The organism is Synechococcus sp. UW140 (assembly GCF_900474295.1).
In the GTDB taxonomy this organism is placed as follows: Bacteria; Cyanobacteriota; Cyanobacteriia; order PCC-6307; family Cyanobiaceae; genus Synechococcus_C.
In genome coordinates, this window is record NZ_UCOB01000014.1 from 202,905 (window position 1) to 215,164 (window position 12,260).

The 12,260-nt window shown below is 60.4% G+C and carries 14 protein-coding genes; 7 read left to right on the forward strand and 7 right to left on the reverse strand.

Going from position 1 to position 12,260, the window contains the following annotated elements:
• The first annotated feature begins 1 nt into the window (after window position 1).
• Window positions 2-1,312 carry a dihydroorotase gene (locus DXY10_RS06010; RefSeq protein ID WP_115017126.1) on the forward strand — a complete coding sequence of 437 codons (1,311 nt, stop codon included), beginning with the start codon at window positions 2-4 and terminating at the stop codon, window positions 1,310-1,312.
• On the opposite strand, the gene lepB is transcribed toward DXY10_RS06010, so the two are convergent.
• Window positions 1,251-1,913: a signal peptidase I gene (lepB, locus tag DXY10_RS06015; protein WP_244281964.1), complete on the reverse strand. Its 663-nt coding sequence runs from the start codon at window positions 1,911-1,913 to the stop codon at window positions 1,251-1,253. The two genes, DXY10_RS06010 and lepB, sit on opposite strands and share 62 nt — an antisense overlap.
• A 168-nt stretch (window positions 1,914-2,081) precedes the next feature.
• Here lepB and DXY10_RS06020 point away from each other — a divergent pair, with 168 nt between their 5' ends.
• Entirely contained in the window at window positions 2,082-3,587 is a 1,506-nt protein-coding gene (locus DXY10_RS06020) for a hypothetical protein (RefSeq protein WP_115017442.1), read from the forward strand.
• Here the strand turns inward: DXY10_RS06020 and DXY10_RS06025 are convergent.
• From DXY10_RS06025 to DXY10_RS06040, 4 genes are all read right to left on the reverse strand, one after another.
• Window positions 3,550-3,912 carry an arsenate reductase family protein gene (locus tag DXY10_RS06025; RefSeq protein ID WP_115017129.1) on the reverse strand — a complete coding sequence of 121 codons (363 nt, stop codon included), beginning with the start codon at window positions 3,910-3,912 and terminating at the stop codon, window positions 3,550-3,552. The two genes, DXY10_RS06020 and DXY10_RS06025, sit on opposite strands and share 38 nt — an antisense overlap.
• 3 nt (window positions 3,913-3,915) lie before the next feature.
• Window positions 3,916-4,275 carry a 2Fe-2S iron-sulfur cluster-binding protein gene (locus DXY10_RS06030; RefSeq protein ID WP_115017131.1) on the reverse strand — a complete coding sequence of 120 codons (360 nt, stop codon included), beginning with the start codon at window positions 4,273-4,275 and terminating at the stop codon, window positions 3,916-3,918.
• Window positions 4,276-4,373: 98 nt separating this feature from the next.
• A complete protein-coding gene (locus DXY10_RS06035) occupies window positions 4,374-4,886 on the reverse strand; it encodes an inorganic diphosphatase (RefSeq protein WP_115017133.1) in 513 nt (170 codons plus the stop codon).
• A 328-nt stretch (window positions 4,887-5,214) separates the two neighbouring features.
• Window positions 5,215-5,688: a resolvase gene (locus DXY10_RS06040; protein WP_115017134.1), complete on the reverse strand. Its 474-nt coding sequence runs from the start codon at window positions 5,686-5,688 to the stop codon at window positions 5,215-5,217.
• A gap of 159 nt (window positions 5,689-5,847) precedes the next feature.
• Between DXY10_RS06040 and DXY10_RS06045 the strand changes: the two genes are divergently transcribed.
• The 4 genes from DXY10_RS06045 to DXY10_RS06060 all read left to right on the forward strand — a co-directional run bounded on the left by DXY10_RS06045 (window position 5,848) and on the right by DXY10_RS06060 (window position 10,598).
• Entirely contained in the window at window positions 5,848-7,656 is a 1,809-nt protein-coding gene (locus tag DXY10_RS06045) for a proline--tRNA ligase (protein ID WP_115017136.1), read from the forward strand.
• A gap of 10 nt (window positions 7,657-7,666) precedes the next feature.
• On the forward strand, window positions 7,667-8,092 hold the full coding sequence (gene psb27 / locus DXY10_RS06050) for a photosystem II protein Psb27 (protein ID WP_115017138.1): 426 nt from the start codon (window positions 7,667-7,669) through the stop codon (window positions 8,090-8,092).
• A 99-nt stretch (window positions 8,093-8,191) separates the two neighbouring features.
• Complete coding sequence (locus DXY10_RS06055) at window positions 8,192-9,511, forward strand: adenylosuccinate synthase (protein WP_170953899.1); 1,320 nt, start codon at window positions 8,192-8,194, stop codon at window positions 9,509-9,511.
• Between the two features lie 76 nt (window positions 9,512-9,587).
• Window positions 9,588-10,598, forward strand: a complete 1,011-nt coding sequence (locus DXY10_RS06060) for an adenosine kinase (protein WP_170955713.1) — start codon at window positions 9,588-9,590, stop codon at window positions 10,596-10,598.
• Here the strand turns inward: DXY10_RS06060 and cutA are convergent.
• Window positions 10,591-10,965, reverse strand: coding sequence for a divalent-cation tolerance protein CutA (cutA, locus tag DXY10_RS06065; protein ID WP_115017141.1), 375 nt, complete (start codon window positions 10,963-10,965; stop codon window positions 10,591-10,593). The genes DXY10_RS06060 and cutA overlap by 8 nt on opposite strands.
• Window positions 10,966-10,971: 6 nt before the next feature.
• Window positions 10,972-11,754: a precorrin-6A/cobalt-precorrin-6A reductase gene (locus tag DXY10_RS06070; RefSeq protein WP_115017446.1), complete on the reverse strand. Its 783-nt coding sequence runs from the start codon at window positions 11,752-11,754 to the stop codon at window positions 10,972-10,974.
• A gap of 35 nt (window positions 11,755-11,789) precedes the next feature.
• Between DXY10_RS06070 and DXY10_RS06075 the strand changes: the two genes are divergently transcribed.
• Window positions 11,790-12,257, forward strand: coding sequence for a single-stranded DNA-binding protein (locus tag DXY10_RS06075; RefSeq protein WP_115017143.1), 468 nt, complete (start codon window positions 11,790-11,792; stop codon window positions 12,255-12,257).
• Window positions 12,258-12,260 lie beyond the last annotated feature (3 nt).

Here is a 12,260-nt window from a genome sequence, read left to right on the forward strand (position 1 = left end):
CATGCATCAGACCGTGCTTCTCGATCCCGTTCGGATCCTGGTTGGGTGTGGGCAGGATCCGATTGAGAAGGGTGCCGCCCTCATCCGGAACCATGAGCTGGTGGCCTTCGGAGAGGAGGCACGCCAGCAGGCAGCCAGCGAAGCGGTGCCGGTTCAGCCAGCACCCAACCAGCTGCTTGCCCCTTGCCTTGTGGATCCTCATTCCGTTCTGGAAAAGCCTTTCGGTGAGCAAGCCGAGAACCTCAACAGCCTGCGCCATGTCGCGGCCAGATCCGGGTATGGACAAGTGGCGCTATTGCCCCAAGCGAACGCCTGGAGGGATCGTGTCGAACGCCTCCAGGGATGGGGCAGCGATTGCAGTGATGTGCGCATCCACCTTTGGGGTGCGCTGAGCCTGGATGGTGCAGGCCAGCAGCTCAGCTGCCATGGCGATCTGCTCGACCAGGGAGCCATCGGTCTGTGTGACGGCGAGGCCATGCCCGCCACAGGGTTGCTGCAGCGCAGTCTGGTGCTGGCGGAGGGAGCGCATGCACCGATCCTGGTCGCGCCGCGGGATCCCAGCCTGCAGGGCGATGGCATGGTTCGCGAGGGCGTGGAAACGCTGAGGGCCGGATGGCCGATCGATCCGGTCGCCAGCGAGACCATCCCCATGGGGCAGTTGCTGGAACTGCAACGGCTCTATCCGGACCAACCCCTATGGGCGATGAACCTTGCCACAGCAGACGGTGTCAACCTGCTGGAGCAAGCGACTGTTCGACCCACGGCCAGCGTGCATTGGTGGCATCTCGTCACGGATCGGAGCAGGCTCCCATCAACGGCCCCGGGATGGTGCGTCACCCCTTCCCTCGGGGGGATCGATGATCAAAAAGCCTTGACCAGAGCCCTCAAGCACGGATTGATTGGCGCAGTCGCTGTTCATGCCGTTCCCCTCGACCCAGAGGATTGCCTGTTACCTCCCGGACAACGTCGACCTGGCCTGATCGGTCATCAGCTGGTGTTACCACTGCTCTGGCAAACGCTTGTGCGCGAACAAGGGTGGACGATTCCTCAGCTCTGGGGTGCCCTCAGTTTCGGCCCCTCACGCTTGCTGAATCAACCCAGTGAGGAGTTGGCAATCGGTAGCAATCGTTGGCTCCTATTCGATCCCGAGGCACTCTGGCGGCCAAGCCCCGACCATCCCGATGCTTCGAGGGGGGGCAATCAACCGATGCTCAATCTCGAGATCAAGGGGGCCGTGGTGGCCTGTGGACTCAGGAGTCCAGAGCGCCGGCCCGATCCCAAGGAAGAAAGCGCCAGATCGCTCGGCCGATGATCGCTGACTGGGGCAAAAAGTGAGTGCCAGGCCAATAGCGGCCATCCCAGCTATTGCTTCGGTTGTCGCCCAGCACCAGCACATGTCCGTCAGGAACAGTGACATTGAGAGGTGCACAGCGACTCATCCCCTGCGCATCAACAGGGCAGTAATTGGTGACATAGGGCTCGTTGAGCTTGTCCCCATTAACCGTCACATCACCTCGGGGGGTCACCACGACGCGATCCCCAGGCTCCCCGATCACACGCTTGATATAGGCATCACAGGATTTAGGGGAAACGTCAGGAATTCTGTTGATAAAAGGAATATTGGCAGGAAGACAACGCCACAGAGAAGGGGCGAGGCTGTCCGCCTTCAGCACAGGATCGAAGGCATAGGGCGCATCAAACACCACAATCTCCCCGCGGCGAGGCAGGCGGAAGCGGTAGGCCATCTTCTCGATAATCAACATGTCGTTGATTTTCAGACCAGGCAACATTGAACCGGATGGGATATATCGCGACTCGCCAACAAACATCCTCAGACCGAAGTAGAGGGCAATGGTGAAAAGAACAGGCGCCCAAAAATCCCAGAAGGGATGACCACGGTGCTTTGCCCCCAATCGGTCCTTCGTTTTTGCGTCGTGACCTTGCTGCCCCCTTTCTGCCGGCGTCTGATCGGCGGGCTGATCGTCTCTCTGCGCGTCGGCCAATGCGGCTTAAAAGGAATGATTGCTCAGGATAGGCGCGATGGGCCTCAGCTTCTAGCCTGGGATTCAGAGAAACAGCTCATGGTCCGCCCCCGCTGGCAAGCATTGCAGGCCACCTCGAAGGGCCGGTTCTGGAAACGCTGGGACCAGGGGCTGGCTCTGATCGCAGCAGCCAACCTTGCATGGGTTCTGTTTGACGCCACCTACGTACCGCTGCGCAACTTCTGGTTGCAGCGCACGCTGTACCCCCTTCCTTCAGTGAGCCTGGGGATTCCCCTGCCCTGGTTGCCGGACATTACCCCGTTCTATGACCCGGTGAAGGGGATTGCACCCCACCGCGACACGACCGCCTACATCGCCCATTTCCGCGCACTGGAGAAGCGAGCTCAAGCACAGGGCATCAACAGCACAGCGGCTCGCCAACATCGGCTCGAGATGGTGGTGCGCAACAGCCAGCTGATCGACGAAAACCCGTTCGTGGGTTCCGGCAATGCCGGCACGCTGGAAAAACTGAAAAATCGGCTCCGGGCAAGGGCGGGTCTTGACTCCCCCAAGCAAGCTGCCGCCCACCTACTTGGCGACACCTACCTGAGTGACCACGACTGGGAACAAGAGCGAGCATTCTGGAACCAGCGCATCCTGCCCTTAGCAGCCACCAACTACTGGCGTGGCATCAACGACAGCGGCCAGCCAATCGACCATTCCTGGCGGATTGATACGCCCTTTCAGATCCTTTTTCTGATCGACATCCTGCTCAGGGCGGTTCGGCTGAAACGTCGTTATCCGGCGATTGGCTGGAGAGACGCCCTGCTGCGTCGCTGGATCGACCTACCGCTGTTACTGCCGTTCTGGAGGCTGCTGCGCGTGGTTCCCGTGACAGAACGCCTTTCAAATGCCCAGCTCATTCAGCTGGAACCCCTGCGAAAGGTTGTGAGTCGCGGCGTCGTGGCCGTGCTGGCACTGGAACTGTTTGAGGTGCTCACGGTGCGCATTCTCGATGCGATGCAGCAACTGATTCGCTCACCCCAGCTACCCAAGCGCATCAGGAATCTGCGCAGCCATCAGTCAGTGGATGACAACGGTGAGCGTGAACTCGCGGAACTGCTAAGGCTGTGGATTCCCCTGCTTCTCACCCAGGTGAGTCCTGGCATGCGTCCCCAACTGGTTGCTCTATTTAGCCATGCTCTGCAGCGCAGTCTCAACGATGTGATGCTGCCGACAGCGCTCAGGGATCTGGCTCCGGTCCAGAAAGCAGAAAACGAATTCAGCCGCCAGCTGGCCGTTGGGATGGTGGATGGACTTCTAGGCCTGTCACGATCAGCCGGTGACAGACTCGGGAAACGAGACATCGAACTGGAGGATCTCTCCATTGATGTGCTCGATCGGTTCTGGGAGGAACTGGCCCGAACCCTGGAGCAAGGACCGGTGCTGGACCGCAGCCAGGAACTGGTGGCAACCTTCCTCGAGGAGCTCAAACGTTCGAGCATTCGTCAACTGAGGGATCAAGGCGGAGTGACCGAACTGATCACTGAACTTGATGGCCTCAGCTTCAGCGACCAAACGCCTCGACCCACTGGTCCTGCTTGAAGCCGACCAGAAATCGCCCATCTGGCAGGGCAACGAAGGGACGCTTGATCAACTTGCCATCAGCGGCAAGCGCATCGAGAGCTTCTGGATCTGACATCGCCTTGACAACAGCAGAACCAAGAGCGCGATAACTCTGACCACTGGTATTGAACAAAGGAGCGCGACGGCCCAAATAATCAACTGCTGCGGCAAGCATTGATCGATCAGGAGGACACTCGGTGATATCGACAACCTGATGGACAATTCCCTGCTGCTCAAGCCATGCCAGCGCCTTGCGGCAGGTGGAACAGCGGGAATAACTCCACACAAGGAGTGGTTCAGCCAAGGATCACTTTCCGAACAGGTTCTTCACAGCACCGATGAGGCTGTTCGAGCCTTTACCCACACCATCGGAAGGGCGGGTGCGCACGGTCACGTCACCATTGACGCTTGTGCGGCAGCTCAGGCGGTAATTGGAAGGGCGATCAGCCAGATACACCTCTTCGACATCGCTGCGTGGGGAGAGGTTCTGGGAACCTTCAACAACCTCGACCACGCAAGTTCCACACTGGCCAACGCCACCGCAGTTGTTGAGATTGTTCAGGCCCTTATAGGGATTGATTCCTGCAGAAAGCGCTGCTTTGCGCAGATTGGCCCCCTCGATGCAACCGACCTGCTGGCCTTCCTGCTCAAAACGGATGGTGGGCACGGGTCGTTCACATGCTGGGCGCGCACCAACCTACAAGCTTGCGGGCACCATCCAACGAATCTGCAACGAATTTGCCCGGAACGTCACCGAGGGAAGGCTCAAGCCTGGGCCGCCGTAATGCAGTCCTGGAGTAGGGGCAGAACGGCATCGACATCCCTCCAGCCACCGATCGACGTCACGCGCCCTTCAAGGTTCTTGTAGACACGAAAGAATTCAGCCACGTCCTCAAGCTGATGTTCAGCGATCTGGCGAATGCTCTCGATCCCTTTCTGACGGGGATCGGCCACAGGGACGCACAGAATCTTGCCGTCGTAATGACCGGTGTCATGCATATCGAGAACCCCGATCGGCCGCGCCACAATCAGACAACCGGCAAAGGTGGGTTCCTCCATGATCACCATCGCATCTAAGGGAGATCCATCCTCAGCAAGCGTGTTGGGGATGAAGCCGTAATCAAAGGGGTATCTGACCGAGGAATGAAGCACTCGGTCGAGGGCCATGACCCCAGCCTCTTCGAAGTATTCGTATTTGTTGCGACTTCCCGCTGGTATCTCAACCACCAGGTTGACGAGACCGGGTGACGGCGAGGGAAGAAGGGAGCGAAGATCCATCCCGATCCTGCGCAATGGGGTCGTGAACGGAGACAGATGGGCGGTCTGTGAGCACTGCAGCCACCGGAAAACCAATGGTGGCCAAGGCCAAAGTGAAGCCGATCAGGAGAAGAGATGGTCCTGAGAGATCAATGCCTTCTAGGCCAGGAGGTTCAGGCGGTGAGGGCTCTGATTGAGAACCGTTGGCAGGCTCAGGGTCCATGCAAGGGTGATGGGGGACAACCCACTCGACCGTTCCGAAAGAAGAGGGTGGAGCAAGCACCACGCACAGCGTTAGCAGCGTGTGGCCTCCCAATCATGCCATCGATTTCGGCTGAAGACAGCCTGATCAGGCAGCCGGTCGTTCCTGGCGGTCCCGACGGGCTGCAAGATCAGCAGGATCAGCAGGGGCCGTCGGCAGTGAATCCAAGTGGGAACGGATCATGCGCAGCTCCTCGAGAATCGCCGAAAGGCACTGCTGTGTGGCCGTCGATGGCGAATTAAGCACCTCAACGGTCACTTCCTTAATCCGAAGCACATCCTTGGCGAAACGCGCCACCTCGTTGGGATGGAACAGGAGTGGATCCTTCTGATCGCTGCGGTACTCGGAATTGAGCTTGCGTGGATTAAAAGGTGGATTGAGATTGCGAGGATCGGTGTTGGTGTAGCGATACACCGACGCCCTTGAACGATTGAGGGATTTCTGAACTTCGTCAATCCCAACCAGGGACTCTGAACGGGCCATCACTGCATCCACGTCGGTGCCGCTTTCAACGCTCCGAGCAGGGACGGAAGGAGGAGAGTCAACCGAACGGGGAAACATGCAAGCTGCCTTCTCAGGCCAAGCGTCCCGCGGAGATTAGCAGTTGAGACTCATGTTGCAGTCTCCAATGAGACCGGTCGTGCCAGTTCAACAATCGCCTAAACAGCCTGCCTGATTCGCAGCGGTGATAGCTTCCGGCTTCACTGCAAGTCCACTCCCATGCGCGTCTCCCGCCTGATGCTGGTGACGCTGCGGGATGTGCCCGCCGACGCGGAAATCGCATCCCATCAGCTGCTGTTAAGAGGCGGCTATATCCGTCGGATCGGATCCGGGATCTACGCCTACCTCCCACTGATGTGGAGGGTGTTGCGCAAGATCAGCGCAATCGTGCAAGAGGAAATGAATGCCACCGGCGCACTCGAGACGCTGCTTCCTCAATTGCAGCCTGCAGAGTTGTGGGAACGCAGTGGGCGCTGGCAGGGCTACACGGCGGGCGAAGGGATCATGTTCCACCTACAAGACCGACAGGGCCGAGATGTGGGCCTCGGGCCCACGCACGAAGAGGTCGTGACCACCCTCGCCGGCGAGCTGCTGCGCTCCTACCGACAGCTGCCTGTGACGCTCTACCAGATTCAAACCAAGTTCAGAGATGAAATCCGCCCCCGCTTTGGCCTCATGCGCGGGCGTGAATTCATCATGAAAGACGCCTACTCCTTTCACACTGACGAAGAGGACCTGCGTCGCTGTTACAAGGAGATGGATTTGGCGTACCGCCGGATCTTCGAGCGTTGTGGGCTTGAGGCCGTGGCCGTTGAGGCAGACAGCGGTGCCATCGGCGGCGCAGCGTCCCAGGAATTCATGGTGACCGCCGATGCGGGAGAGGACCTGATTCTTACCAGCGAGGACGGCAGCTATGCCGCCAACCTCGAGAAAGCGGTCTCGATCCCTTCTGAAGCCACCCCCCTGCCCCCAGGGGAAGCCGTTGTTCTGAACACCCCTGGGCAGAAGACCATTGAGGCCCTATGCAAAGCCCAAGGCCTACAACCGCAGCAAGTGGTCAAGGTGATCGCATTGCTGGCGCGGATGGAATCCGGTGCCCAGCGGCCTGTTCTGGTTTGCCTAAGGGGTGATCAACAGCTCAATGACGTGAAATTGAGCAATGCCCTAACGAACGATCAACAGGACGGAGTGCTCGACATCACCCCGATCAGCGAGGAACAAATCGCCAATCAGGGTTTAGAAGCATGGCCTTTCGGTGCCCTCGGCCCCGACCTTGCAGACAGCTGCCTGCAAGGATCCAAATCCTGGGTGCCAGCCTTCCTGCGCTTCGCCGATCCAACCGCCCTGGAGCTGGAACGATTCGTATGCGGCGCCAACGTCGCTGATCAGCATCGCTGGGGAAGCCGCTGGGAGGAACTGGACTGCGCGCCAAAGACGGTCGATCTACGCAATGCTCAAGCAGGCGACCACTGCCTGCAGGCCCCGGACCAAACGCTGATCGCCCGTCGCGGCATCGAAGTCGGACACATCTTCCAGCTAGGCCGAAAATATTCCTCAGCTATGGAGGCCACATTCACGACGGCCGACGGCGACCAGGAGCCCTTCTGGATGGGGTGCTACGGGATTGGCGTGTCCAGGCTGGCCCAGGCCGCCGTTGAACAGCACCACGACAAAGCCGGGATCTGCTGGCCCCTTGCGATCGCACCTTTCCAGGCCGTGATTGTGGTGGCCAACATGCAGGACGAAACCCAGAAGCAGCTGGGTGAGCGGCTTTACCAAGACCTGCTCTCCAGTGGCGTTGATGCGCTGCTGGATGATCGCAGCGAGCGGGCCGGCGTGAAGTTCAAAGACGCCGACCTGATCGGCATCCCTTGGCGAGTTGTCGTAGGTCGCGACGCAGCCGAGGGCCAGGTGGAACTGGTCGACCGTGCCAGCCAAGAAACCCAGCGCCTGCCTCACGCTGAAGCTCTCCAGATTCTCCAGGACGCAATCAGCGGCAAGACCACCCGTACAGTCGTCTCAACCTGACTCCTGATTCATGCTGTCCGCCTTGAATCGTTTGACCAGCCAACTGATGCGCATCACCCTGGCCGCCTGCCTTGGGCTGTGCCTGATGCTCACAGCCTGTTCCGGCGCCGGGGCCTCCGGCCTCACCGGTGATTACGTGGAGGACACTGTGGCGGTGGTGCACACCCTGCAGTCCACCATTGCCATGGCGCAGGACGACGAGGGCAGGGCCGAGGCCGAAACGCAAGCAACTGCTGTGATCAATGCGTACATGTCTCGCTATCGCCCCCGTCCCAAAGTGAACGGATTGAGCTCGTTCACAACGATGCAAACAGCCCTGAACTCCTTGGCTGCTCACTACAAAACCTATGCCAACCGTCCCCTGCCAGACACGCTGCGCAGCCGGGTTGACAAAGAGCTGGGCAAGGCCGAGAAAGCGGCCGTTCGCGGCAACTGATTCTCAACCAGTTCGCAACAGTTCCCCCACCCCTTTTGACTGAAGGCGGGGGGAGCTGCGAAAATCGTAGATTGTGCAGATTGGCGGCTTCGGGCCGCAGTGTCTTTGGCCAACGTTGTCGTCATCGGTGCGCAGTGGGGTGACGAAGGAAAAGGAAAGATCACGGATCTCCTCAGTCGATCCGCTGATGTAGTCGTCCGGTACCAGGGCGGCGTGAATGCAGGTCACACGATCGTCGTGGACGATCAAGTGCTGAAGCTGCATCTCATTCCCTCAGGCATTCTTTATCCAGACACCGTCTGCCTGATTGGCTCAGGCACGGTGGTGGACCCCAAGGTGATGCTGGGGGAGCTCGACATGTTGATCGAGAACGGCATCGATATTTCCGGGCTGAAGCTGGCGTCGACTGCGCACGTCACCATGCCCTACCACCGCCTGCTCGATCAGGCGATGGAGAAGCAGCGCGGCGAGAGACGCATTGGCACCACAGGCCGAGGCATCGGCCCCACCTATGCCGACAAATCCCAGCGCAGCGGCATCCGCGTCATCGACCTGCTCGATGAAGCACGGCTGCGGGATCGGCTAGAAGCCCCCTTAAAAGAGAAGAACCAGCTTCTCCAGACCATCTACAACGTCGATGCTCTGGACGCAGAGGAGGTGATCAGCGAATACCTGGCCTATGGCAAACGACTGGCTCCCCACGTGGTCGACTGCACGCGCGAGATCCATCAGGCCGCCCGCAAACGCCAGAACATCCTGTTTGAAGGCGCCCAGGGCACTCTGCTGGACCTGGACCACGGCACCTACCCATATGTCACATCATCCAATCCGGTGTCGGGCGGTGCCTGCATCGGAGCCGGAGTGGGACCAACGCTGATCGACCGCGTGATCGGCGTGGCCAAGGCCTACACCACCCGCGTTGGCGAGGGACCATTCCCCACCGAGCTCGACGGCAGCCTTAACGACCACCTCTGCGACAGGGGTGGCGAATTCGGCACCACCACCGGCCGTCGTCGCCGCTGCGGCTGGTTCGATGGCGTCATCGGCCGCTACGCCGTCGGCGTGAATGGGCTCGACTGCCTCGCGATTACCAAACTCGATGTGCTCGACGAGCTCGATGCCCTTCAAGTGTGTGTGGCCTACGACCTCGACGGAGAGCGGATCGAGCATTTCCCATCCTGTGCTGAGGAATTCGCTCGCTGCCAACCCATCTTCGAAACCCTGCCAGGCTGGCAGTGCTCGACCGCGGAGTGCCGCTCCCTTGAGGATCTGCCCGAGAAAGCGATGGCCTACCTCCGCTTCCTCGCCGATCTGATGGAAGTACCGATTGCGATCGTCTCTCTCGGTGCCGGCCGCGATCAAACGATCGTGGTGGAGGATCCAATTCACGGTCCCAAGCGAGCCCTGCTCAGCGCCTGATCCTTGCCGATCCAAACCGCAATGGGTCTCGGGCCCATGAGGGGTGATACTGCCTTGATTCCACAGTGACAGCCTGATGAGTCCATCCCGGTTCGGATCCACCCGCTCACTTGATGTTGTGGGGATCGGCAACGCCATCGTGGATGTGCTCGTCCAGACCGATGACGCCTTCCTCAGCACACACAACCTCAACAAAGGGGCGATGGCGCTGGTGGATGAAGAACAAGCACAGCGCCTTTACAGCGCCAGTGGTGCGGGCATGGAGACCTCGGGTGGTTCCGCCGCCAATACCCTGGCAGGTCTGGCCCAACTGGGCAGCAAGGCAGGCTTCATCGGCCGGGTGCGAGATGACCAGCTAGGCACGATTTTCAGCCACGACATCCGAGCCGTCGGAACCCGTTTCGAGACACCTGCAGCCACGGAAGGCCCAAGCACAGCACGCTGCCTGATCTTGGTCACACCAGATGCGCAGCGCACGATGTGCACCTACCTCGGTGCATCCGTACAGCTGGAGCCGGAGGACCTGGATCTGTCCATGGTGCGGGAGGCCAAAGTTCTGTATCTCGAGGGTTATCTCTGGGACAGCCCCGCAGCGAAGCGGGCCTTCATCGCTGCAGCAGAAACCTGTCGACAGGGCGGCGGCCAGGTGGCCCTCTCCTTGTCTGATGGCTTCTGCGTTGACCGTCACCGCGACAGTTTTCTAGAACTCGTGAACGGCCATGTGGACGTGCTCTTCGCCAATGAGGACGAAATCACCTCCCTCTACGGCACCGACGATTTCGAAGCGGCTTTGGACCAAGTAAAAGGCTGTTGCAAGGTCGCGGCGCTCACCCGCAGCGAGCAGGGATCGGTCGTGCTCAGCGGCGATCAACGCTGGGACATCCCCGCCTACAGCCTTGGCACCCTGGTGGACACCACCGGCGCAGGAGATCTCTACGCCGGTGGCTTCCTGCACGGCTACACCAAGGATCTGCCACTGGAGACCTGTGGAAACATCGGCTCGATTTGTGCCGGCCAAGTCGTGACCCAACTCGGCCCCCGCTCGCAAGTGTCCCTGAGCGAGCTGGTCCAGAAGCACCTCAGCTGAGCGGCACGGGCGGACATGTGACGGCGTCCGCCACCCAGGCGCTGTAGGCGGCGGACGCTTCGGCCACCCAATGGATGATCTCGGGGGTGTCATAACTGTGCAGCTCTCGGATGCCATGTTCGAGCCGCGGCCAGCCATCACGACTGGTTTTGATCAGGAGCTGCACCTCCTCCGCACACTCGCGCCGCCCCTTCCAGCGGTAGGTGGAGCGCACGGGCCACTGGGAAACGCAAGCGGCTAGCCCCTGGTCAACCAAGGCCTGAGCCAAGGCATCGGCATGCGCCGCATCCGCCTCTGTGGTGAGCACAAGCACCAGGATCTGATCGGATCGCGACCCACGACTCTCCTCAGCAGTTGGGGAATCCATAGGAGTTCAATCCAGGCGGGCCAACATCTGCTCCACGCTATGCACCAGCAGCAGCGATGACGGCGGTGCAGGACGGCGCAGCAACCACAGCGGCAGCCCCCGATCGACGCAAACCTCATGCCAGCAGCGTTCGGCAGCACCACCAGACTGACGGCAAAGCACAGCAGTAATGCCCCAGTGGCGACAGAGAGCCTGTTCCAGACTCCCGGGACTCTCTCCCTGCAAAGGCCGAAGCAACGCCAGATGATGATCGGGCAGGCCAGCGGCCACCGCCTGACGAAGGGCCAAAGGCGTCGGCAGAACCCTGGCATAGAGGAGCGCACCTGCAGCGCGAAGCGGTGGCACCAGCCCACCTAAGTAGCGAGAGCCAAGAGCCAGCAGCAGGCGTTGACCAGCGAGGGCTTCGGCAGGAATCGACTCCACCGACTCGATCACTCGACTGGAGGACGCTGGTTGAATCGGCCGCTCATAGCGCATCAACGGACATCCGACCTGGCGAGATGCCATCACCAGCTGGGCGGTGATCTGCGTGGCGAAAGGGTGGGTGGCATCCACAAGCTGGTCGACACCCTCTTGGCGTAGACGATCGACAATGGCCTGCTCGTCTGAGAGTGCTCCGACCCAGACCCGATGCAGTGACAACGACCTGTAGGGCAGTGCTGCCGCCTCAGTCACCACACTCACACTGACTTGAAAACCTTTCGCCTGCAAAGCCGCCGCGAGGGCGGGTCCCTCCCCAGTTCCGGCAAGAAGCCACACATGCCCCTGGCGATTCCTCGGTTGGTGCATCAGGATGGCGCTCTCATTCAAACCAGCCGACGGCGATGAACCACTGCGTGCTCGAAGTGGAAGTGATCCAGGCACCCACCCTTCGCTACACCCAGGACAACCAGACCCCGATCGCCGAAATGGACGTGCGCTTCGATGGTCTGCGGGCGGATGACCCGCCTGGTCAGATCAAGGTGGTGGGCTGGGGAAACCTGGCACAGGAACTTCAGAGTCGGGTCCAACCCGGACAACGACTGCTGATCGAAGGCCGCCTGCGCATGAACACCGTGCCCCGTCAAGACGGCATGAAGGAAAAGCGAGCGGAGTTCACCCTGTCGCGCCTTCATCCTGTCGGTGGCGAGATGTCCGCCCCTGCGCCGGAAGGCGCCACCGGTCGTGCACCTGCTCCGGTCCGCCAGGCGCCCCGGGCTGCAGCCACGCCAACGCAGCCTCCGGCTCAGGAGAGTGCAGCGCAATGGAATAGCGCCCCACTGGTGCCTGACACCGACGACATCCCCTTCTGATCG